The 23,395-nt window shown below is 43.4% G+C and carries 22 protein-coding genes; 7 read left to right on the forward strand and 15 right to left on the reverse strand.

Annotated features, from left to right (window positions below; all coding sequences use genetic code 11):
- Positions 1-100: 100 nt before the first annotated feature.
- The 5 genes from BMY80_RS09250 to BMY80_RS09270 all read right to left on the reverse strand — a co-directional run bounded on the left by BMY80_RS09250 (position 101) and on the right by BMY80_RS09270 (position 5,146).
- Positions 101-1,450 (reverse strand): DEAD/DEAH box helicase, encoded by a 1,350-nt coding sequence (locus tag BMY80_RS09250; protein ID WP_093141867.1) that lies wholly within the window; start codon positions 1,448-1,450, stop codon positions 101-103.
- Positions 1,431-1,712: a VRR-NUC domain-containing protein gene (locus tag BMY80_RS09255; protein WP_093141870.1), complete on the reverse strand. Its 282-nt coding sequence runs from the start codon at positions 1,710-1,712 to the stop codon at positions 1,431-1,433. The genes BMY80_RS09250 and BMY80_RS09255 overlap by 20 nt, the downstream gene beginning before the upstream one ends.
- On the reverse strand, positions 1,709-2,245 hold the full coding sequence (locus tag BMY80_RS09260; protein WP_245730066.1) for a hypothetical protein: 537 nt from the start codon (positions 2,243-2,245) through the stop codon (positions 1,709-1,711). Before BMY80_RS09260 ends, BMY80_RS09255 begins: the two co-directional genes overlap by 4 nt.
- A gap of 298 nt (positions 2,246-2,543) precedes the next feature.
- Complete coding sequence (locus tag BMY80_RS09265; protein WP_218140323.1) at positions 2,544-4,811, reverse strand: phage/plasmid primase, P4 family; 2,268 nt, start codon at positions 4,809-4,811, stop codon at positions 2,544-2,546.
- Positions 4,811-5,146: a hypothetical protein gene (locus tag BMY80_RS09270; protein ID WP_093141875.1), complete on the reverse strand. Its 336-nt coding sequence runs from the start codon at positions 5,144-5,146 to the stop codon at positions 4,811-4,813. Before BMY80_RS09270 ends, BMY80_RS09265 begins: the two co-directional genes overlap by 1 nt.
- A 394-nt stretch (positions 5,147-5,540) precedes the next feature.
- Between BMY80_RS09270 and BMY80_RS09275 the strand changes: the two genes are divergently transcribed.
- Positions 5,541-7,313, forward strand: coding sequence for an AAA family ATPase (locus BMY80_RS09275; RefSeq protein ID WP_093141877.1), 1,773 nt, complete (start codon positions 5,541-5,543; stop codon positions 7,311-7,313).
- Between the two features lie 27 nt (positions 7,314-7,340).
- The gene (locus tag BMY80_RS09280) at positions 7,341-7,622 is read left to right on the forward strand and encodes an HU family DNA-binding protein (RefSeq protein ID WP_093141880.1); all 282 of its coding nucleotides are present in this window, start codon (positions 7,341-7,343) and stop codon (positions 7,620-7,622) included.
- Between the two features lie 99 nt (positions 7,623-7,721).
- Here BMY80_RS09280 and BMY80_RS09285 read toward each other — a convergent pair whose 3' ends face one another.
- The 7 genes from BMY80_RS09285 to BMY80_RS09305 all read right to left on the reverse strand — a co-directional run bounded on the left by BMY80_RS09285 (position 7,722) and on the right by BMY80_RS09305 (position 12,722).
- Positions 7,722-9,668 (reverse strand): DNA polymerase, encoded by a 1,947-nt coding sequence (locus tag BMY80_RS09285; protein WP_093141882.1) that lies wholly within the window; start codon positions 9,666-9,668, stop codon positions 7,722-7,724.
- Positions 9,669-9,740: 72 nt separating this feature from the next.
- Complete coding sequence (locus tag BMY80_RS12700) at positions 9,741-9,875, reverse strand: hypothetical protein (RefSeq protein ID WP_281242272.1); 135 nt, start codon at positions 9,873-9,875, stop codon at positions 9,741-9,743.
- A gap of 8 nt (positions 9,876-9,883) precedes the next feature.
- Positions 9,884-10,432, reverse strand: coding sequence for a DUF2815 family protein (locus BMY80_RS09290; RefSeq protein ID WP_093141885.1), 549 nt, complete (start codon positions 10,430-10,432; stop codon positions 9,884-9,886).
- Positions 10,433-10,435: 3 nt separating this feature from the next.
- Positions 10,436-11,563, reverse strand: coding sequence for a DUF2800 domain-containing protein (locus BMY80_RS09295; RefSeq protein WP_093141887.1), 1,128 nt, complete (start codon positions 11,561-11,563; stop codon positions 10,436-10,438).
- Positions 11,556-11,927, reverse strand: a complete 372-nt coding sequence (locus BMY80_RS09300; protein ID WP_093141889.1) for a hypothetical protein — start codon at positions 11,925-11,927, stop codon at positions 11,556-11,558. Before BMY80_RS09300 ends, BMY80_RS09295 begins: the two co-directional genes overlap by 8 nt.
- On the reverse strand, positions 11,860-12,072 hold the full coding sequence (locus BMY80_RS12120; protein WP_143066467.1) for a hypothetical protein: 213 nt from the start codon (positions 12,070-12,072) through the stop codon (positions 11,860-11,862). The genes BMY80_RS09300 and BMY80_RS12120 overlap by 68 nt, the downstream gene beginning before the upstream one ends.
- 170 nt (positions 12,073-12,242) lie before the next feature.
- Positions 12,243-12,722 carry a helix-turn-helix domain-containing protein gene (locus BMY80_RS09305; protein ID WP_093141891.1) on the reverse strand — a complete coding sequence of 160 codons (480 nt, stop codon included), beginning with the start codon at positions 12,720-12,722 and terminating at the stop codon, positions 12,243-12,245.
- 883 nt (positions 12,723-13,605) lie between these two features.
- On the opposite strand from BMY80_RS09305, the gene BMY80_RS09310 reads away from it, so the two are divergent.
- From BMY80_RS09310 to BMY80_RS09320, 3 genes are read left to right on the forward strand one after another with little or no spacing between them, the layout of a single operon-like run.
- Positions 13,606-13,842: a helix-turn-helix domain-containing protein gene (locus BMY80_RS09310; RefSeq protein ID WP_093141894.1), complete on the forward strand. Its 237-nt coding sequence runs from the start codon at positions 13,606-13,608 to the stop codon at positions 13,840-13,842.
- Positions 13,832-14,776: a restriction endonuclease subunit M gene (locus BMY80_RS09315; RefSeq protein ID WP_093141897.1), complete on the forward strand. Its 945-nt coding sequence runs from the start codon at positions 13,832-13,834 to the stop codon at positions 14,774-14,776. Before BMY80_RS09310 ends, BMY80_RS09315 begins: the two co-directional genes overlap by 11 nt.
- A 10-nt stretch (positions 14,777-14,786) precedes the next feature.
- Positions 14,787-18,893 carry an Eco57I restriction-modification methylase domain-containing protein gene (locus tag BMY80_RS09320; RefSeq protein ID WP_093141899.1) on the forward strand — a complete coding sequence of 1,369 codons (4,107 nt, stop codon included), beginning with the start codon at positions 14,787-14,789 and terminating at the stop codon, positions 18,891-18,893.
- Between the two features lie 374 nt (positions 18,894-19,267).
- On the opposite strand, the gene BMY80_RS09325 is transcribed toward BMY80_RS09320, so the two are convergent.
- Complete coding sequence (locus BMY80_RS09325) at positions 19,268-21,028, reverse strand: AAA family ATPase (protein WP_093141902.1); 1,761 nt, start codon at positions 21,026-21,028, stop codon at positions 19,268-19,270.
- A gap of 534 nt (positions 21,029-21,562) precedes the next feature.
- On the opposite strand from BMY80_RS09325, the gene BMY80_RS09330 reads away from it, so the two are divergent.
- Entirely contained in the window at positions 21,563-22,033 is a 471-nt protein-coding gene (locus BMY80_RS09330) for a hypothetical protein (protein ID WP_093143065.1), read from the forward strand.
- A gap of 75 nt (positions 22,034-22,108) precedes the next feature.
- A complete protein-coding gene (locus BMY80_RS09335; RefSeq protein WP_093143067.1) occupies positions 22,109-22,552 on the forward strand; it encodes a hypothetical protein in 444 nt (147 codons plus the stop codon).
- An 81-nt stretch (positions 22,553-22,633) separates the two neighbouring features.
- Here BMY80_RS09335 and BMY80_RS09340 read toward each other — a convergent pair whose 3' ends face one another.
- Positions 22,634-22,870 (reverse strand): hypothetical protein, encoded by a 237-nt coding sequence (locus BMY80_RS09340; RefSeq protein WP_093143070.1) that lies wholly within the window; start codon positions 22,868-22,870, stop codon positions 22,634-22,636.
- 295 nt (positions 22,871-23,165) lie between these two features.
- Positions 23,166-23,395: type II toxin-antitoxin system RelB/DinJ family antitoxin (locus tag BMY80_RS09345; protein WP_093143071.1), on the reverse strand; the 230-nt coding region annotated here is incomplete at its 5' end.

Consider the following 23,395-nt stretch of genomic DNA (forward strand, 5'->3'; position numbering starts at 1 on the left):
CTGCAGTTGTTTACCAGACTTCTGTAATGCTCAATTTCATTCGTCAGATTGCGCACGTGGCGCTCCAGGTTAAATCCTCTCATCAAAAATTCTTTAGCGTTCATTTGTTTTCTCCTAAATCTGCTTTAACCGCATCAATCAGTGCGTTCTGAGTTAATTCCTTTTTCGACAATGCCTTAAGCACTCGCTCGTCGATGGTTCCTTTGGCAATGATGTGTTGGATCACCACAGTGCCGGAGGTCTGTCCCTGTCTCCAGAGTCTGGCATTGGTCTGCTGATAGAGCTCCAAGGACCAGGTAAGACCGAACCATACCAGTGTCGAACCACCGGATTGCAGGTTAAGTCCGTGACCGGCAGAAGCAGGGTGGATCATGGCAACAGGGATCTTTCCGGCATTCCAGTCGGTGATGTCTTTCGAGGTTTTAATCTGCCGGACATCAAACCTTTTTCTGATCCTTTCTAGGTCGTGCTTAAACCAGTAGGCCACCAGAAGGGGATTGCCGTTGGCTGACTCGATGATGTCTTCCAGGGCATCAAGCTTGCGGTCATGGAATTCCACGATGTTTTTGGTATCGTCGTAAATTGCACCGTTGGCAAGCTGACTGAGTTTATTGGTGAGGGCTGCGGCGTTGGGAACGGTGATTTCCTCATCGGAAAGAGTCATCACCAGCTCAGACTTAAGCCTCTCGTACTGCTTTCGTTCATCATCTGACAGCACCACCTCGTACTGGGTTGAAATCAGTTCAGGCATTGTGAGGTGGTCGGTGCACTTCATGGAGATGGTGATATCCGAGATGCGGCGGTAAATTTCCTCTTCAGCTCCTTCCCTCGGCTTGTAGGAAAACACCTGCTGGGCGTTCCTCTTGTCGGGCATGAAGTAGCATTCTCTGTATCTCGTGATGAACTTTCCCAGGCGTTCGCCCATATCAAGCAGTCTGAACTCTGACCATAGGTCCATCAGACCGTTTGATGAAGGAGTACCGGTAAGACCTACGATGCGCTTAACCTTTGGACGTACCTTCATCAGAGCTTTGAATCGTTTGGCGGTGTGGTTTTTGAAGGAAGACAGCTCATCGATAACAACCATGTCAAAATCAAAGTTTCCACTTTCCACCAGCCAGTCCACGTTCTCACGGTTGATAATGGTGATATCGGCATTCTTTGCAAGTGCCGCTTTGCGTTCTGCCAGAGTACCGACAGCCACGGCATAGGTGAGGTGCCTGAGATGTTCCCATTTGCTGATTTCCATAGGCCATGAGTCTCTGGCTACTCGTAAGGGACCGATGATCAGTGCTTTGCTGATCTCGAAGGAATCGAACATAAGTTCAGAGATTGCCGTCAGAGAAATTATCGTCTTACCCATGCCAAGCCCAAGAAGAACCGCTGCCACATGGTGTTCTTCGATGTAGTTAATGGCATAAGCCTGATAATCATGGGGTTTGAAGTTCATTCAGCATTCCTCCTATCTGTTCAATTCCGTCAATCACGTACACTCTGAAACCCAACCGCCTTAACATCTCATGCCTTGCCACCTGCAATGCTCTCGGATGCATCCCGGGGGCTTTGAGTTCAGCGAAGGCAAACACACCATTGGGAAGCAGCACCAGGCGATCAGGCATTCCGGCATAACCGGGAGACACGAACTTCGGTGCGATGCCTCCTCTGGCCTTCACGGCAGTTACCAGTTTCCTCTCGATAAATTTCTCGTTCACAGTAATTCCTCCACCGGATCTGCCAAATCGAAAGCCACATAAACTGCAGAATAGAAATCACGAATGGGGCGACCTTTGTACCGGGAGATTGATTTCTCATTGCACCTTACGTAGTGCCTGTTTCCGGGATAAACCGAGATCCATATTCTTTGGCCCCTGTGCATTCTGGTGTAAGTGCGGAGAGCACCCATTGGAGCTGTCTCCTTCCATTCCCCGGCAACGAAATTCTTTCTGCGTTTGGCTCGATTCTTCATCTGACGCTCACGCTCCTTCGCAGCCAGAATATCGCCCTGCATAACGCCGGCACAGATACATCCGACACAAACCTCTTCGAAATAAAGGTCGTGATCCATCACATGGATAAATCGAACCTTATTGCAATCGCACAGCTCACATGTTGCCAGTGGAGCATCCTCGTTATCCTCGCGTACATCGATGATTTTCTTGCAGAACCATCCGTCTAATGGTGCTCGCCATTCTTTCAGTCTTTTCTGGCATTTTGCGAGATAAAACTCGCTGTAATTTTCTTCCAATTTTTTCTCCGTCAAGAGGGGCGCGGATTGCTGTTCCGCACCCCGGTTTTATGGCTCTGTGCAAGGTGTCGCAATGTGTTCTATAAAACTCCTCTATATATAAATTTTTCTCTTTAATTTTCCCCTAAGGGACTTTCTATATAACAGATTGCTACACCTTGCAAAGCCTTGATTTATAAGGGTTTTAACTTTTTGGGTACAAAGTGTCGCAAGGTATAGCAATGTGTATCACTTGATGACTTTTTAACCAAAAGTCACTTTGCGAACACACCTTGCTACACTTTGCTACAGGTGGTCGTTAATTCAGGAAATCTCCGCTCAGACGCAGCCCTTTGATGAACCTTTTTCGCTCAAACATGATGCGTTCAAACCCTGCTCTCTCGAGTGCTGAATAGAAGTCTCCCGTATTGCGGACATACTCCCCGGTTTCAAGACAATATGTCCGGTATCCCTGATATAGCTCAGATGAACTTACCCGGAACTCTTCGCCCACCTCGCATTTGTCCTCAAGGAAGTGGCCGAACCAGTTGTTCTGCTCGCGGTATGCCTCAATGGCCTGTCGGACGCATGGGGGAACGGGAACCTTGAAGTCGAGCTCGATTGCCTTCCTCGCACCCTCGATAAGCCACGCCAGAATTGCCTCACCGGCATTTTCGAAGAGATATTTGGCATAGTTTTTCCTGTCTCCCTCGCCCTCAATTTTGGCGTTGAACGGGATAACGATAAGTCTTCGCCAGATACCGTCATCAGAGGCACTCACCCTCGGCAGGTGATTGGTATAGAGCACCAGGGTGTGGCATGGATTGAAGGAGAAAGGATCTTTGTATTTCTTTTCCGCGAAGATCTTGTCAGTGGAACAGAGCTGCTTTACCACAGAGTCATTAAGCCTTGCGCCTTCCTGCATCTCCGAGGCAATAAGGAGACGCTTTCCCTTGGCCTCTGCAAGCTCCGGCTTGATATTCCTGTGGCATCCCGTGGTGAGAGCATCTGCTGAGATATTGCCGCTGTAGGAGCCCAGCACCATGGCTATGACATTCCAGAAGGTAGATTTGCCGTTACGTCCGATACCGAGAGCAATAAACAGCGCCTCCACCAGTACCATGCCGATGATGGCGATACCGCAGTTAATTTGAACGTACTCAATCAGTAATCTGTCTCGACAGAAAAACAGATTAAGGGCATCGTTCCAGAGTTTGTCTCCTTTAGTGCCGGGAGACACAGCGGTCATTTTGGTAATGAAGTCATCCGGTGAGTGTTCTCTTGCGCCTTTTAGTCCCTTGCGCAGGTCGTATGTGGCTGTCGGCGTACACAGAACATAAGGATCTGAGTCCAGCTCGTTTGGTGATATTTCCAGCTTCGGCCGGGCTTCCTTAAGTACCGCGGTTACATTCTTGGATTCACGGCAGCGCATGGTAAAAGCACGGTATGTGTTTGCGGCGTTTAAGGCTTCAAGAGCTTCTGTCTGCTCATCGTTCATCAGACTGGCGGCTTTCTTTTTGGAACTTGCTGTATCAAGTATTTCCTGAGCGCCGCATTCATCCATGTGGACAAGAGCCTTCATGATTTCCACATTGGCTTCTTCAAGCTGTCGCCGGGTGAGTTCATGAGCCACTGCCTGGGCTCCGGATTCGGTTTCCTTCCAGTGGTTATCCACATAGCGGATATAGTGAGTGGCAGGAGAGTACCGGAGTTCATTCCCGAAAATCTTGGCCAGCACCTCAGCCTGCCCAACATCGGAGTAATCTTCCGGCTTGTAGCTGACCTCGGTGTTGTAGGTTTCCGGATCAACATAACCCTCCTGTTTCTGCAACCCAGCAAAAAACCTCTGAGCGCTATGCCAGATTGTCTGAAGCTCTTCATCAGGAAGTGGCGGACTGCATTTGGCTGCTTCATCCATAAAGCACTGGTAGGCCTTGTCTGTATCTCCGAACTTCTTGATGATCTTTCCGGCATACTGGCTCATGGTGTTGTTGCGGCTGCCTTCCTGAATTACCCGGCTGCCATACTGCCCCTGATTAAGATCCTTATCGAACGGCGCCGCATCCTGCAGAAATTCCGTAAGGTTCATAAAGCCTTTATGGAATTCTACCTTCGGATCTGATGTGCCGTAGAAGAACCGGGCGGCATCAAGGGCGTTGGTGTCGAAATAAGGAAAGATTCCGTTCACCACGGTTTTCAGATTCGCGTATGCGGCATGGTCGGTCATGCGCTCAATCGGAAACAGAATATGGAATCTTGGCCGTGCAGACTTGTTGTCCTTCACTCTGTTATGGTGCTGACTGTAATGAACGAAAAAGGTAACATTCGGAAATGCCTGTGCCACATCATCCGGGGTAATCCAGTCAGCCTGATTCTCGGAGTGGTCGTTGTCGCAGTCCACCGGCAGGCAGTCGCTGCTTATGAAATTATCCTTGCTGCGGTAGTTTCCCTTGTACTCGGCGCATACATAGTCACGGATTACTGCCGAAAGCAGAGTCTTCTCATCGGTTACCTCGACGTGGTTCGGATACAGACAGTTCCATTTGATGCCGATAACATTGGCACGGTAAAGGTTGATCATTGCCATCAGTCCACAACCTCCGCTGATTCTTCTTCCAGAACCTTAACCACGAACTTCAGTGCTCTGATGATGGTTTCAAGCTCGCAGTCACCACCAAGAATGAACTCAGCACTTTCAGTGTTGTTGCTGTAAGGCCTGCGGGAGGTCTTAACAAACATGTCGGTATTACCGATGTCGGTGATGCGGAAATAGGTACGGCTGCCGTGTTCTGCATTGCCGCCCTTAAAGCCGTTGGTGCCGGCTTCGACCTCCAGCATATTTGCACCGGTTATCTCCCGAGTGAAGGTGGTAATCCTGGTTCCGTCCGGCAGAACTTTCTGTTTTTCTTTGATTTCAAACATAAAAAACTCCTGAAAATAGGTTAAGAAACACGAAGACTTTTATAGGCCTTCACTTACTACTGGACATGAGCGGGCGTTTTGAGCGGATTTATTTTCAGAAAATTTGTTGAAAGGTTAAGAAGTGAGCAAATATAGAAGACTGAGTGATTGGAAGAAAAGTTAACCCGGTAGCTCAACTAAGTTACCAGCAAAGTAGAACATCAATATTTTTTGATCATTTGTGGATAATTTATGCTTTTATTCTTATCAAAAAGTAAGATATTGACAGTTGACGATTGAATCGTGTGTGGGATAATAACGGTGATAGAGCCTTTCTGCGCTTCAATCATTTTATGAATAGCGGACCGGTGAAAGGCCTTTTTCACATGTGAATAGTCAGACTCGGGGGAACAGGATGTTGAAGTCTATAGGTATTGGAGCGGAATTGTTCCACGAATTAATTGAGAGCAACAGTTACTATGTTGACAAAACCAAATTCATAAAAACAATTTTTGAAGAAAATACCTCAAAGGTCATGCTCATAACCAGGCCAAGACGTTTTGGTAAAACACTCACCATGTCCACCTTCTATGATTTTCTGGCTCTTGATCCTAAAAATCCCGGTGACGCATACCGTCAGGAAAAATGGTTTGCAGGAACTGAAATCTTTGATGATAAAGAGTTTTGCGCTAAATACATGGGAAAATTCCCGGTAATATTTGTGTCGTTTAAAACCATTGTTCATCAGAATTTTAATGATGCATATAATCAGTTTGCTACTCTGATATACAAATTGGCACTGCAGTTTGAGTATCTTGCTACCAGTAAGGAATTATCCGATAAACAGAAGGAACAGTATGCCAATTTGATTAATTACGAAAAGCTTGCAGATAGAACCGATAAATCTTTTCTGACCGGCTCTCTTCAGACGCTTTCCTGTCTTCTCGAAGCACATCATAAGATAAAACCTGTACTGCTGATTGACGAATATGATGTTCCTATTGCAAAAGCAGCTCATCATGGCTATTACGACGAAATGATAAATCTTATCAGTCCTTTTTATAACGATACTTTAAAAACAAATTCGTATCTCGGTAGAGCTGTACTCACTGGATGTTTAAGAGCCGCCAAGGAGAGTATTTTTACCGGACTGAATAATCTTATGGTCTGCTCGGTTCTTGATTCCGGAGATGCTGATATATCAACCGGAATAGGCTTCACAAAAGAAGAAACACAGGAAGTTCTCGCATACTACGGACTTTCAGGCTATTACGAAGAGGTAAGAAGCAATTACGACGGGTATCATTTTGGAACAACTCATATGTACTGCCCATGGGATGTAATGAACTTCTGTAATGATAACTACAGAAAACTGAGTCAAGACAGAAATCTCATTCAGGCTCGCAACTACTGGATAAACACCAGCGGTAACGACGTTATCGAAGAATTTATGGGGTTCATAGAGCCGGATGACGTTGATAAGATGCAAAACCTTCTGGATGGTGAATTCATTATTGCAGAAGTGAGAGCTGCGCTGTGCTACGGAGATTTAGAGAACCATGACATAAATGATTTCTGGACTCTGCTACTTTATACCGGCTACCTTACATTTGATCTTCAGTACAGATCTTCTAATAAAAATGAGTACAGATTGTATATCCCGAATGAGGAAATTAAGGATTGCTTTAAATCCAAAATCATGGATTTCTATAAAAATGATCATGTTATGAAGAACAGCACCGGTAATCTGATAAAAGGATTATTCACAGGGGATGCTGGAGTTGTTGAAGACAACCTTAACGAGCTATTGGCTAAGTATGTATCCATCAGAGACTTCTCCGTCAATGCTCCGAAGGAAAACTATTACCACGGCTTCATGAACGGACTATTGGCCAACGGCACATCTCTCATTGAAGAGCAGAAATCTAATTTTGAGTCAGGAAACGGCTATATTGATTTGATAATAAAGTCTTTAAAGAACAGAGGCGTTATTGTAATTCTGGAATTAAAGCAGACTTCTGATGAGAATGAAGATAAGTTTTTGATAGCAGAGGATGCTGTCGAGCAGATAATCAAAAAGAAATATGCTGACCCGTACATCAGAAGAAACGATATTAAAGCTGTTCATTCATACGGTATCTGTTTCTGCAAAAAGGAATGTACCGTTGTTGGCAAAAAACTGAAATAAAATTTGCAAAGAGAGAGGTTTGATTACATGAATAAACAGGAACTTATTGAAATAATCGCTGAAAAGAGTCATACGACCAAGTCAGATAGCAAAAAGATGCTTGATGCCTTTTTAGAAACAGTAACTGAAACATTAGCCCAAGGTGACAGTGTTCAGCTCGTTGGTTTCGGAACTTTTAAGACTTCTGAAAGGAATGCTCGCAGCGGTCGTAACCCTCGTACCGGTGAGGCTGTTGAAATCCCGGCAAAGAGAGTACCTTCATTTACTGCAGGCAATACGTTAAAAGAAGCTGTGCAGTCAGACAAGTAATCACATATTCCTTAATGCGGGAGCTGTGCTTAATTCCAAATAACTTGATCGGTGCTGACCGACTAAGTCACCGACCAAGATACCGTTCAAGTTAAGGCGCTAATCCTTTTTGTAGTAGGGCGATGTGTAACCGCTGGCGGTAAGGATTAAGCCTTCAGCCCATGGCGGAGTTCTTCCCATCTGTTCACAAAGAGCATCCAGACTTACGCGTGGATCTGCCTCGATGACCACTTCATCATGTATGTGCATAACTATGCTGCAGTTCCGTAAAGTCTTCATGGCAAAACACAGAATGTCTCTGGCTGTTGCCTGGACGATGTTTTCCACGAACTTGGGACCGTAGGATTCGAGACGTTCCCACTTTTTGGTAGCACCGATGCCTTCATAGGTAATGCTTTCACCGCCGAACTGGTTCATGCCGATACGAGGTTTAACGTAGGCGAGCTTTCTGCCGGAGGGCAGGGTGATAAACAGCATGCCGCTTTTGAACGAGAAAGTGATGCCGTGAGTTTCGGTGGTGGTTCTTTTATTCACTGCTTCCATAACTGCGTTATCCACAGCCCACCAGAATTTCACAATATTTGGATTGGCGTTTCTCCAGGCGTTGACGAGGGGCTGTAACTCCTCCTCCTTAAGCCCCATCTCAAGTGCTCCCATGGCCTTTAATGCGCCCATCCCCCCGCCGTAACCAAGGGCCAGTTCCGCTATTTTCCCTTTTTGCCTCAGATGACCATTGATACCATGCTTTTCCACCGGAACCTTAAACATCTGACTGGCACTGGCGCAATAGATATCACCGCCTTTACGGAATACCTCAGACCGCCATTTTTCACCAGCAAACCACGCAATCACTCTGGCCTCAATGGCTGAAAAGTCCGCTACATAAAAGAGCTTTCCCTTCGGAGGCACAAAGGCTGTTCTTACGAGCTGGGAGAGCGTATCCGGCACATCATCGTAGAGCATAGATACAGCGTCATAGTCTCCGGTTTTGATAAGCGCACGAGCCTGATCTAAATCGCTCATGCTGTTACGGGCAAGATTCTGCAACTGAATGATTTTGCTTGAGAACCGCCCGGTGCGATTGGCACCGTAGAAGCTGAAAAGTCCCCTGGCTCTGCCGTCGGCACATACAGCATTCTGCATAGCCTGGTACTTTCTCACTGATGACTTGGCAAGCTGCTGCCGGAGTGTCAGCACTCTGATGAGTTCCGGCGTGGCATTCTTCATAAGTTCAGCCACGGCTTTCTTATCAAGGCTTTCAGTCATAAGACCGTTATTTGCCAGCCAGTCCTTCATCTGCTGGACTGAGTTGGGATTTTCAAGCTGAGTAAATTCCCTCATGGCACTTATGAGCTCATTTCGCGAGCGTTCATCAATGGCAATCGCCTGACGTACCAATTCCATGTCGATTTTTACGCCGCGGTCGTTAATCTCCTGGTCGAGGTGGTATTCCTCCCAGACGAAGTCCGGTACCGGGAACTTACTCAGTCTCTGCTGTATTCCCATTTCGGTTTCCACGTCCCGGATGTTGTAGTGTTTGAACATTTCCCACTTGTCGGGAGCATGGCAGGGGAGATTTCTGGTTCTGCCACTGTTTGCCTGAGTAGGGGAGCACGGCTTGCAGAAATAGCGTATAAGCTCCTTTCCTTCCGTGAGTTTCTGCTTATCGAGGCCCAGTACCGCACCGGCTCCTTCGAGTGAAAACGGCAGTCCCAGAGTTGCCGCCCACACCATGTCGCACCGCCAGCCTTCGGGATTGAGGTAACCGGTTAGTAAGCCTAAGTCGCGCAAGTATCTGGACAGACATACACGCTCAAAGTTTGCATGCCACGCCCATTTGATGACGCTGTCATCGGTCACGGCCTTGATGATTTCCCTGGGAAGTTTTTCTCCGGAGGCGAGATCAGCAAGCTGTACCTCACCACCATCTACACTGTAGGCAAAGAGCAGAATTTCAAAATCGGGAGCCTCGCAGTAGCGGTAGACTCCGCATTTCCTTAAGTCCTCACTGCTGTATGTTTCGAGATCACAAGATAGTGTTTCCATAAAATTCTCCTGTCAAAAAAGGGCAGCAGACAAAACCACTACCCTTACTAAATCGTTACAAGTTATCTGGTGCTACCAGACACGACGCTTTCTGCGTTTCAGGAACTCGGTAAAGAGAAATCCGAGGAACTCAAACAGGATTGCTGCCACTACGCCGGTAAACAAACCGGAGCCAAAGCCCATCAGAAAGATTTCACCTGAATCCATGATGCCTCCTAACCTAAAAAGTCTTCATCTTCTTCAGTGGCAAAATCGCTCTCGGCGCTCGCTCTTCCGCCTAACGGCTCACCGTCCTTAATCTTCTGCAGATTGTTAAGACCGCAGGCAATACCCTTATTGCCGTTGGCATTGAATGCATAGAAACTGATGGAGGCTCTGCCGTAACAGCCGGAGTAGACTTCAGACTTGTCGAGGATTTCATTCCTGTTGGCGTCCACCACACCGGGAGCAGTGGTAGAGTTAGCATTGACGAAATACGCATTGGCGTAAGCAGAATCATCCGGACGTTCCAAATCACCGTCACGAAGCGGAGTTCTGAGAGTGCTGAGCGCAGGTACGGACTTGGCGTTACCCTTGAGCTTGGACTGACCGTCACGGTAAGCCTCTTCAATGGCAGCCTTGATCTTGCCAACGGTTACGGTGTCAGACTTTGGGATGATGAGAGACACACTGAACTTAGGCTTGCCGCCTTCCATAGCTTTTGGTTCCCATACGTTGGCATAGGACCATCTGGTGTTTACACCTGTAATTACTTTTGTAGCCATAATTTATTCTTCCTTAAAATCTAAAGTTGCACTTGAAACCGCCGGTCTTTTATCGCTCTCCGGTACGAGCGTTGGTTTGCCTTTCGACTTGGCAATAAGTCCTGAAAGAAGTTCGTCAAACTTTGCCTTTCCGAGAAGTTTCTGCATGGCGGTGATGCCTATGAGTTTCTTCTCGAACGGATCGAACCCTGCCTCGCATACAGCCTTGATTACCTTGTCCTCGCTGGTGAATTTTCTAACTGAACGTCCTTCCACGAGCTTCCATCCGTGCCATTCCTTACCGCCAATGGCCTGCTTCAAGGCATATTCCTTGATGTCATTTGCCCATGCGGTAAGTTCATCAACCTGGGAAAGGATCACTTCGATTTCAATGTCCTCAAGTAGATCTGGAAGTTTGAAATCATGCTTTGCCAGTAGAAGGTTGGCTTCGGCTCTGGCACGGCAGGCGTGTTTGGCTTTACAGAATCCGCACCATTCACCGGCACAGAATTTTCCTTCACCGGCAAATGCCAGAGAGGCAATAGGCTTCAGTGTGTTTTCAGCCCACTGGAGGAGTTCATCACGGGAAATCTCCCAGGTGCTGATGTTCTCCCGGCGGGGCTGGTAGATGGTCATGCTGATCTTTTCGATGTCGTAAAGAACATCGAAGATTTCCAGCGCACCAAGGGCATAGCACTTCATCTGCGGATTGTTTTCAGCCTCGACAAGAACACCGAGACCGTGCTTGTAATCAACAATTCGGAGTGTTCCATCGGATACAATGATGCAGTCAGCCGTGCCAAATCCTTCTGGTACCCATTGCGAGAAATCAACTCTCTGCTCAATGAGCACCTTCGGATCTGAGCAGGACTTGGCAGCCTCGTTTACCAGCTCCAGAACAAAGGAGGCATAGCCGGAGGAGCATTCATCCATCTCCTCGCTGTAACGGGAAAGTTCGGGCGTAGGATCAGTAGCATCCATGCCAAGGGCTGTTTTCAGCTTGAACTCGCAGAGCTCATGGGCTTCTGTTCCTTCAGCCGCATACTCGCTGGCTCCGTCCCCGGGAAACTGCTCACAGAGGCGAACTGACGGCGGGCACATCAGCCAGCGGTGCGATGCCGAGGCTGACAGGATTGCGTGGGAATCAGGCATTCTTAAGTTCCTCCGCATCTTTAAGAATCGCAGCGTAGTGCTCCGGGGCAAGAGCAGAAAGCTTTGAAGCACCGTACTTTTCAAGCAGAGCCTTAACGCCTTCACGGTTCCCAGCACGGGCAATGTCAGCCAGAATTCCGCGAACATCCTCAAAGGATAATTTCGGGGTTTCCGGTTCAGCCTTTGCTGCCGGAACAACTGCATCGGTCGACGGTGCGGATTCAGTTTCCTGAGACTGGTTTTCAGTAGCAGGTGCAGAATCCTTGGCATTCAGATCTTCCAGAAAATCGGCAATGTTATTCAAAGCGACTGCCGCATGCCGCAGTGCGACGATGCTCGAAGCCATGTCTTTTGTGTTGTTCATAGGTAGTATTTCCTTTCTTTGAGTTACGTAATTCAGCAAGAAGCTCAAGGTTTCTTGCCATCTTTGCGGATACATGAGAGATAGCCGTGAGTACGGCAATCAGCTCATGGCTTTTCCCGCGGGAATCGAAGTAAGACTTGTTCATTTGAGAACCTCCTTAATTTGTGAAAAAATCAGCCTTACACTTACTACTGGACATGAGCGGGCGTTTTGAGCGGAAATATTTTTAAATTTTTTATTACTTGTTTATTTCGTAATCAAAACGCCTTGCTCAGGCATCGCCACTATGGGAAAAAGCCTTTATGAAAGGGGGAACTACCTGTTGAGATTATGCAGCTCGGTTCGGATCTTCTTCATGTGATCTGCAAAGGTTCGCTGTTTGCGTCCCAGTGTTTCCGCAATTTTCCTGTCGGATAATCCTTCCTCCAGCAATTCAATGATGAGATCAGCCTCCGGTTCAAGTTCTCGGAATCTGGCAACCAGTAGTTTCAGCATTTGGTCGCATGCCATAAGTTCATCCATCAGCGGTTTCTCATCTGATAATTCTGTATCTGTCAGTTCATCAATAGACTCCTCATTTCCTACGGTGTGATAGGAACAGTCAGAACAGTAGCCATTACATGTCCACAGGTAGTTGGCTGGGCATCTGCATCGGCCATGTCTCTGTTCCCGCTTAATGGTTGCCCAGATTTCAGGATAGATTGCCTGGTACTGTTCCTCGGTAATCTCAACGAGCTTAACTTTCTTGGGATCGGTTGAGCTGCGAAGAGGGTAATAACGTTTTTTATTTGCCATTTAGGCTTCTCCAGTTCGGAAAAACCGAAGCGGAGTAGCCCTTCACGGCTCGTTGTCACTGTGTGCATTAGGTCACCTCGGGGAATACCCCGTTCGGTAGGTGACCAGTGGTGCATGACACTGGACGGTTAAAATAAATTCGCCTGTTTCAGCCATGCACTCATCAATTTGCAACTTGATGAGCTTACGCAGGCGAGGTTAAAAATCTGTATCCAGATCTGAAAAGACGCAGAACACGTAACATCCAACAGCCGTGTTGCATGTTTCGTAAATAAAGCCTTTGTCTTTGGTAAAAAAAGCAATCCCCCTAACAAGTAGCCAGGGGGATTGGTGAAATCTGACGTTCGGTCAAGATTCATACGAAAAAAGCAGGCATCTTTTGCGGTGTCTGCTTGGATAAATACGAGTAATTATGTGATCTGGATAACAAAATTACAGAACGTGGATTTTACAGAGGAAAAGGCTTTCTTTCCATAAAATTGTTATGAAGTAGTGTCTAATCGGCGATTATTTAGTAGGGGATGGAGCAATTTTTGTGCGTATGGTTGACAATTGTACAAAGTATGTCGCAGATTTGGTCAAGAGGTGAGCGGGGGAGTAGAATTTTTTCAGAAAATATATGCGAGATATTGATTTCTCTCAAGGTTTTATTCCTGACACATATATGCTTCGGAGAAGATTTTGTTAGCCATTTCAAACACCAGTATTATTGCAACAATCCGAACTACAAGGTAAAGCGGAACAATCGGTGGTAAGAGCCTACTACAAACGGAAAAGATTGAGGAATATGAGTAATTAATGTATCGTGGTATTTTCATAAGTATTTGAAAAATTCATGTTTTCGTGATATGTTGTTTTGGTACATCGTTACGGAGGGCGTGCTATGGCCGTAAGCTACAAAAAATTATTTCATATGCTGATAGACAGAAATATGACGGTTGCGGAGCTTCAGAAAAAGGCAGGATACAGCGCCAATATTTCAACGAGGATGCGAAGGGATGAGTACGTGTCCCTTGATTCGATTGAAAGAATCTGCCTTGTGCTAGATTGTAAGGTAGACGATATTGTGGAGTTTATTCCCAGGAAAGAATGTATCAAGGAGGATAAGTGTGAACGTTAATGCGTCGATAGATATTTCTGAAAATGAGATACTTAAATACGGAGAATCACTATTCAATGTTCTCCTTTGCGACAGAACAACACACCGCAATATTATTTGGGGAACGTCTGACTACGAGGAATATGGAGTAGAATACCGGGCTCAGTTCCCAATCAATATTCATTTAATTACTGGCAAAAATAATAACATCATACAACCTCGAATTTATAAGGAAAAGACCAGTCAACTTGGGCGCACTAAATCGAAGGCTGAAGTATTTACTCCTTCATGGGTGTGCAATGAACAAAATAACCTTATTGATGCGGCATGGTTTGGCAGAGAAGGTGTTTTTAACGTTCAAACCTACAAGCATTGGACAGTAACAACGCAACCTATTGAGTTCTCAACAAGAAGAGGAAAACGTTGGACTGATTATGTGGATGCAAAGCGATTGGAAATCACATGTGGCGAAGCACCGTACCTTGTTAGCAGGTATGATACCGTAACCGGGGAAGCAATTCCTCTCGGCAGTCGTATTGGGCTTCTTGATCGAAAAATTCGTGTTGTGTCAGAAAACGCAAATACATATGATGAGTGGATGAAATGGGTAAAAAGAGCCTTTGAAAGCATTTATGGTTTTGAGTATCAGGGGGACAATCTGCTTCTTGCTCGTGAAAATCTGCTTTTTACATTCATTGATTATTATAGGAATAAATTTGGTAAAGATCCGTCTTGTGAAGAATTGAAGCCAATTGCCTATGTTATCTCATGGAATATCTGGCAGATGGATGGCTTAAAAAATACAGTCCCTTTTTCTACTGTTACTGAGCGATATCAGCAGATGGATATATTTGATCTTTTTGATGGGGTTGAGCCTGAACCATGCTTTTGCAAAATTCGTGATTGGAGAATGAACCAAACGGTGACATTTAATTCGTTAGTTAATAAGAGGTGAACCGAGCTATATGATAAATTGTGATAATAAAAAGCTTCTCGATGAACTAATTGTTGGTCGGGTCAAGCCACATATATACGCATTCACTACGAACACAATACCTAACTATTTAAAAGTTGGTGATACCTACCGACCTGTTGCTGTGCGCTTACGTGAATGGATGCAGCATTTTCCGAAGCTTAGAAAAGAGTTTGAAGATTTGGCAATTATCGGAGATGATATTTTTTTTAGAGATTATTCTGTCCATCAGTATTTTGAGCAAGATTTAGGAAAGCATAGACTGGAACGTGGTGAATTTCCGGGAGAATACTATTCAAATGAATTTTTTGCAGATGTAAGCCCTGAACAGATCTCTGAAGCTATTTCGGATATAAAAGAAAACTATGAGCAGAACACGGGAAAATACAAGTATTATGATGCGACAAGCCAATTGCCGGAGGTTTTCACATATGTATCTTCAGGAATGTGGAATATTCGTCCGAATCAGCAGGCAACAATTGATAATTTTGTCAGAGCCGTAGACAGTGGGCATACCAATTTGCTGATGTATGCAGTCATGCGTTTTGGCAAGTCATTTACTTCCCTTTGTTGCGCCAAAGCAAAGGGGTATAAACTGGTGCTTGTAGTATCTGCTAAAGCGGATGTACGTGAAGAATGGAAGAAAAACGTCCAGAGTGCCGAAAACTTCAATAAAGACTATGTTTTCATATCGAGCGATGATCTTGTTAGAGATGAATCTATTATCAGGACCAATCTTACAGAAGGCAAAGGCGCAGTAGTATTTCTTACGCTCCAAGATCTACAAGGCGATAATATCAAGGATAAACACAAAGAGGTATTTGGTAGTCAAATAGATCTGCTTATCGTGGATGAAACCCACTATGGTGCAAGAGCAGAAAGCTATGGAAAGATTTTGCGTGGCGTAAACTACGAAAAAGATGTCAAGGAAAAACATGCTGAAGATGATTTTGTTGAGGCTGATGCTGCTGAAGAACAACTGAAATCTCTTAATGTAAAAATCACACTTCATTTATCCGGAACACCATATCGCATTCTTATGGGGAGTGAATTTTCCAAAGATGCCATCATTGCGTTTTATCAGTTCTCCGATATCGTAAAAGATAAGGAAGAATGGGACAAAGAATACCTTTTGAATGATACCAGCGATGTTAAGGAGTGGGAGAATCCGTATTATGGGTTTCCTCAAATGGTTCGTTTTGCTTTTGTGCCAAGCAAATCTGCACTTGCCCTTTTGGAAAAGTTAAAAAATAGTGGTACTACATATGCGTTTTCTGCGTTATTGAAACCGCAGTCCGTTAAAAAAGATATTGAACATTCTCTTCATAAGAAATTTGTGTATGAAACAGAAGTTCTTGAACTCTTTGAAGCCATTGATGGTAGCAAAGAGGATGAGGGGGTACTCTCTTTCCTTGATTACGATAAAATCAAAGACGGAAAGATGTGTGAACATATAGTATGCGTCTTGCCGTACTGCGCCTCCTGTGATGCCTTGCAGCAGTTGATTGAGGATAATGCATCTAAATTCAGAAATCTGAATAACTATACAATTATCAATATTTCCGGTGTGGATAGCCCGAATGAATATCGTGATATTAAAGCTGTCAAAGAAAAAATAAAACAGTGTGCCATCGAGGGTAAGAAAACTCTTACGCTCACTGTCAATCGTATGCTTACAGGGTCTACGGTTGAACAGTGGGACACAATGATTTTTCTGAAGGACACTGCGTCTCCGCAGGAATACGATCAGGCAATTTTTCGCCTGCAAAATCAGTATATCCGTGAATACATCGGGGAGAACGGGGATGTCATCAAATTCAATATGAAGCCACAGACACTTCTTGTGGATTTTGATCCGCATAGAATGTTTGTTATGCAGGAGCAGAAGTCGCAGATATACAATGCGAACACAGATGCCTCTGGAAACGAGCATCTGAAAGAGCGCCTTGTTGATGAATTAAGGATATCTCCGATTATCACACTTAATAATAATCGCATTGAACAAGTAAAGGCAACAGACATTCTTGCTGCAATCAGCGAATATTCTAGTAACCGTGGTGTTCTTGATGAAACGAGAGATATTCCGGTTGATATGTCTTTGCTTGATTTAGATGCCATAAAAGCAGAGATTGAACGTCAAGCGGAACTAGGTTCTCGAAAAGGTTTATACGTTGAGGCACATCTTGGCGAAGGCACAGACATGGACTCGGAAGATGACGATAACGGAAATGACGGTGATGGTTCTGATGGTACTAACGACAGTGGAACAGACGGTGATTCTTCTTCTGGGATTGAAATAGAACCGAAAGATGATATCAAAAAACTGGAGAACAAGTTTAGAACTTACTATTCAAGGATTTTGTTCTTCTCTTTCCTAACGAAGGATAAAGTTACATCTCTTGACGATGTTATTCGTTGTCTTGATATCAAGGAAAATTTACGCATTGCATCCAATCTGAATATTAGTAAGAACATCCTTGAGCTTATGCATAGGCACATGAATATCTTCATGCTACGACAGCTGGACTACAAGATTCAGAACATTAATACCCTTGCACACGATGAAGATGTTGAGCCAATGCAGAGATCCGCAGTTGCAATCAGAAAGTTCGGCAGGATATCTGATTCCGAGATAACCACACCGGAGAACGTGGCAATAGATATGATTAATCTTATTCCGGATAATTGCTTCTATGCACTCAGAGATGGTGATGATAACCGTATTTTAGATATGTCCAGTAAAATGGGAGAATTCGCCGTTGCCATCTTGAAACGTTGCGAGAATTTAGGCATTCCTCTCGATAAAGTAAAGGATAAGATACTATCAATACCTACATCATCAATTGCCTACGAGTTTACGCGGAAAGTCTATGAGGTTTTAGGGCTTGACTTATCTGGCATAGCGGTGCAATTTAACAGTTATGATTTATTAAAGATTAAGGAAGTGAAAGAAGATGGTTCAGAGAGTGATAAGCTTGATTTTGAGAAAATAAAAAATCTGCTCTCGCAGAACAAAACTTTTGCTGATGTCGATCTGAAGGATGATGTGAGTGATGCAACGGAGGTGAGAAAAGTGATTTTCAATGCGGTGGTAGGAAATCCGCCTTATCAGGAAACTATTAATAGTGATACAGACAATCAATCACTGAGCAAGCAACTGTTTCCACAGTTTATTATGCTTGCAGAAGAAATAACCGAAAAATATGTTTCATTAATTACTCCAGCAAGATGGTTTGCGGGGGATGCTCAGGACAAATCATTCGTTAAATTGAGGAACTACATCAAAGGAAATAATCACATTCAGTCATTATGTTATTTCCCAGATGCAAGTGAAATATTCAGTAATGTAGAAATCAAAGGAGGACTCCAGTATTATCTATCGGCGAACGACTATTCAGGAGACTTAGATTTCTATTCAGTTCATAATGGTGAAACTACATGTGTTAAACGAGCATTGTTCTTTGGAGATATGGATATTGTTATTAGTGATATCAAAGCAATTCCGATCTTGAAGAAAGTTCATAATGTAGACTTTACCCCTTTAACCGAAATAACGACAGGGAGAAATGCGTTCGGAATAATTGGAAAGCCTGCTGTAGTTGAAAGCATATCCAAGTCCGAGCCATTTGCAGGTAGTGTTCCGCTTAGATGCAAAGCTAACATTATTAGGTGGATCAAGCCAGAAAGCGTCACTAAAAACAGAGATATTTTTGAAAATTACAAAGTCTTCATTTCAAAATCTGCAGGCAATCCTAATAGCGATACGCGTGTAATTGGATATCCATATGTAGGTAAACCAAATAGTGCATGTACAGATTCGCTCATTCCAATCGGAAAATTCGATAATGTTGATGAGGCCGAGAATCTTGCAAAATACCTAAAAACAAGATTTCTTAGATTTATAGTTCAACAGGTAAAGAATTCTCAGAATGTAACTCAAATCGTGTATCGTTTTGTTCCTATGCAAGATTTTACAAATCATTCAGATATAGATTGGGAGACAACGATTGAGGAAATTGAAAAGCAGCTATATGCTAAGTACAACTTAACTGATGATGAAATCGATCATATTGAATCCTTAATATCAAAAGTCGAATAAAATGCATATTGGAAAAAAGGAATTAAACCTAGAAAAGTAATACCCGACTTTTGTTGTAACACTGCAGATTTGGGAGTAGATGATTGCGAAGAGTGACTTTTAAGAAATTAAATGTTCTGAGCTGATAAACTGTTGTTCAATGCCAACTATTGTACAATATAGTCAAGTCAAACACTCGGATTGCTTTGGATGATAATAGAGCAACTGAAAAATGTGCTGATCGCATTTATAGGTTTATAGATGAACCTTTGACCAATGAACAGAAAAGCAAATTAGAGAGCACTGAATCGAAAGTAAATTAATAATTCAACATTTTTTTGAGCTGATTGAGCTTTGAACTGTTGCAGATTTTGCAACAGTTCATGTATTCATCGCTACCCGCAATATACGCATTCCGAACCGGCAAAGACCATGGCATAGGCTTTGACCAGTTTACCCTTGAACTCAAGGGCTGTTTTGTAGGTTTGTGCCTGTTCGGTTGCTTCATTTTTCAGACTTTCAATCTTTGCTTCAGTTGCGTCTTTTTTAGCGGCGTACTTCAGTTCGATGAGGTAGGTACATTCACTTTTCTTTCCCTTGTTGATGGTGATTACCAGATCAGCATACTTTTCTCCCTTGCCGATAACTCTCAGCGATTTCTGTAGCTCAACCACAACTCCGCTCATGGAATTAAGCTTGGCGTGGAGCACTAGATTCAGAGCCATCTCACTCATGTGTAAAAGAACCTGATTGGTGAAGATACTGCTTAAAAACTCTGTACAGGAACAAGCAAAAGATGAAAGATCATCCGAGGCATTAAGTAGTGCTGATATATCTAGTTTCTGTTCTCTGAATATACTATTAGGCTTTAATCGTAAGTCCACCGTGCATTGTGCAAACAGCTTCGACATAAAGAGATTCGGAATTTTTAACATTAGCCCGTCTGAGTTTGACAGTACCGGATCAATGGTGAGATAGCCGAGATAATACAGCATGGATAAAAGCTGAACTTCGCTATACTTCTCTGATTTATTCAAATTGATGTTTTCGGCAAGTTTTTCGAGGTAGAACGAATCGCCACTGAGGTATGTGTCTATAATGTTATCAGCCAAACCATCTTCGGCAATGTTAAACAGTTGCTGTAACTTTGATCCGTCATGATCGGATGCCGGGTCCAGATATTTTTCAGGGGCGAGAAATTCCTGTTCCTTCTGCATCCTGTTTAAATAATATAGGCACATGGATGAGTTATACAAGGTGCTTTTAGCCAGTCGGCTGAAGCAGTATCCATCGTAAACAGGTTTCATTCTGGAAATTACTTCATCAGCGGTTACACCAATGCTTTTTATATCAACCAGCTCAGGAATGAGCTTTTTAAGTTCGGTTTCAGTTAAACCCGCATATTCATTAAAACATTCGTCAGAAGTGACATTGAGTGCAATATTAAATCCTGAGGTCAGGGAATCAAGGGATACAGAAGATACGCCGGTAATGAATGTTTTGGCGATACATCCGGCATCGGCTGCAGCGGCTTTTATTGCAGCATAAAAATCTTTGAGGAAACTTCCGTCACTGGTTATAGTTTGGAACAGATTAAAATCACGTGACAGAATCTGGTTGGCGAAATTATCATATTCATCAATCATCACATAAAGTCGGCCTTTATCGGAATAGCTGGCATAGGCAGAAACGAAATTATTAAACAGAGTAACAGAATCTGATTTGTCCAAATTATCATAGTTAAATATGAAATCAGGATATCTTCTCTTAAAATTATCTATGCCAAAAGCTACCGCAGAAAAGAAACTGTTGTACATAACGGTACTGCTTTGCGTGCCAACCCGGGAAAAGTCAAAATTCAATACATGATAGGAGTTATGGCTTTCTAGATGTTCATCATATATGTCAGTTTTTGCAAACAACTCTTCATATCTGTCAGCATATGATATGTCGTAGAAGCATTTCAGCATTTGGATAAAGGTACTCTTGCCAAAACGCCTCGGACGCAGAAGAACCGGATATAAGGTCATTCCATTATCATCCAGTGACTTAATTATTGCGCTTTTATCGGCAAAAGCTCTTTTGAGCTTGCGAAACGATTCATAAGAAACTTCACCATAAGGGGAGTTTAACAATTTAACTTCACTTTCTGACATAATGAATCCTTTGTTCCTAATTCATATCCGACATCTTTGTGCTTTATAAACGTATGTGTATAATTTATGGTTATCATGTGTCGGATATCTGCGATTCACAATGCTTTCTTTTCAGATGTTAAAGGGTTTCGCTACAAATAGCAACTTTTATGGGATACTATGGTGATGAAGACACGAGATTTAATTGGTTGTGTTTCCACAAACTTAAAGGTTGGGACGCTTGAAAAGATGTATGTTTAAACATGTTCCCTCAATATGCCAGTAAATTCGACATCAATTAAAAGGTCTCGGCACACGTCGAGACGGTAGTTTTACTGTCAAGGGAGAAATAGGTAACAGCTGAAAGCCCTTGAAATCAAAGGTTTTGCGAGGTGTGGTGCTTTTTTAGGCATGACTGTAAAACCGGATTTATGCTGTATGTAAGAACATATCAGGGGCGGGAGATACAGCATAGTTGAGAATACTGTTTCACTATTTAGCAGGTAAAAGCAGGGTTGTGGATAGCGTTTTGATGTCATGGAAAATTGAAATTATATGGAATCAGAAAACAAAAGCGGGTTACCGGAACCATTGCCAGATGAGGAAAATTCCGAGGTAAATGGTGGAATATGTGAAATCAAAGAAGGCGACCATGATGGTTATGATGACGATATTCCTCCTGATGAAAAAGCTCAGCTTCTCATGCTTCTTGTCAGAGTACCGTTGCTACTTCTAGCAGTATGGCTGATTTTGCAAATATTTCCTATCCTGTTTATCCCTAATGAATCTGGTATAAGTAATAAGCCTGGTGAATCATGCGGAGCTATTTGCTTTTTTTCTGATACATTCTATGGTTTTGCTGTACCTGTAGTTAAATGTATAGCATTATTGATCTTAGGTGCTGTACTAATTCCTATCTTTTTATGGTGCGTGACGGGAAACAAAGATATTCTTTTAATAGTTTTGTTAGTAGGAATATTGATTCTCCCATTGATAGTTATATTTATGTTGCTAGTTTTCCTATAGTGTTATAGAGTGTAGATGCGAAATTGGGAATATTATTTCGGTTGGGTGTAGATAGCGTTTGAAAGATTGAATTATATGGAATCAGAAAATAAAAGCGAGTTACCTGAACCATTGCCAGATGAGGAAAATTCCAAGGTGAATGGTGGAATATGTGAAAGCAAAGAAGGTGACCATGATGATTATGATGACGATTTTTCTCCTGATGAAAAAGCTCAACTTCTCAGAGTTCCTGTACTATTTTTAGTAGGTGGGCTTATTTGGTTTATTTTTCCATATATGTATATTTCGTCTGGTCTAAGTTTCAAACCTGGTGATTTCTGTGGATTCTTTTGCTTTTTTGCAGACATATGTTATTTGGGACTTAGACTAGCCTCGTCGGTAGTAGAATCTGTATTAATTTCTATCTTTCTATGGTGCATGACAGGATCTAAAAAACTTTTTTTTGTGGTTTTGTTTGCGGGAATATTGATACTCCCTTCGATTGTTTTATTTAGGTTTTTTGCACTTTCCCAGCATTAAATCCAGTATCTTAGGATAAGCAGTGCCGAGGAGCAATCCCCCGACACCGCTTAAAAGAAGGTTCCTTTTTACGGTAGATCTTTATCGATTCATCAGCCTATCTCTGATTTGTTCACCCTGTTCCTTCAGATAATACACCTTCCGCTTATCTATCCCGAGTTCAGCCGCAATTTCCGGAGCATCGCAGTCGTAGGTGTGATACCTAATAAACACTTCTGCAATAAGCGGATCTTTCCTGCGCATGGTCGCGATAAGCTCATCGTAAATCATCTCACTTTCAGCCTGATTCATCGTAGAAAAGTCCTCGTTATTATTCATTAGATCTTCCGGTACTTCATAATCGATAACTCTAGGTTGACGGTCTTCAGGCTTTTTGCCATAAGGGCATTCTGAGCATTTGTTACATTCGGGGCATACGATAAGAGGTTTCAGTGTACCAGGTACAAGGCAACGGGTGCCACGGCTGTTTCTGTGATGTTCAGCGTTTAGTTCATTCCAGAAATACTTGGCCAGATTCGGCTTGAACAATTTTAGGATCTTTTAAATCATCCTCAGTGTATTCACGGGCTTTTTGATTAGGCTCAAAAGGATAAAGATAGAAAGCGAGCATTTCTTATTCCTTAAGAGCCGTTAAAGCTTTATCTACATCAGAATAACGTTTGGCATTAGGATCTTTCGCTAACCCTTCAGCCTCTAACATCGCGGCGATAGTTTCTTTATTCGGCTGATCTATACGAACATCAAAAGGAATTCCTCCTACTCGAAGAGACTGGCGTAGGAAGATATTTATTGCCGTGGTCAGATTCATACCAAGCTCATTGTATAGATCCTCACATTGCTTTT

Source organism: Ruminobacter amylophilus, assembly GCF_900115655.1.
Classification (GTDB): Bacteria; Pseudomonadota; Gammaproteobacteria; order Enterobacterales; family Succinivibrionaceae; genus Ruminobacter; species Ruminobacter amylophilus.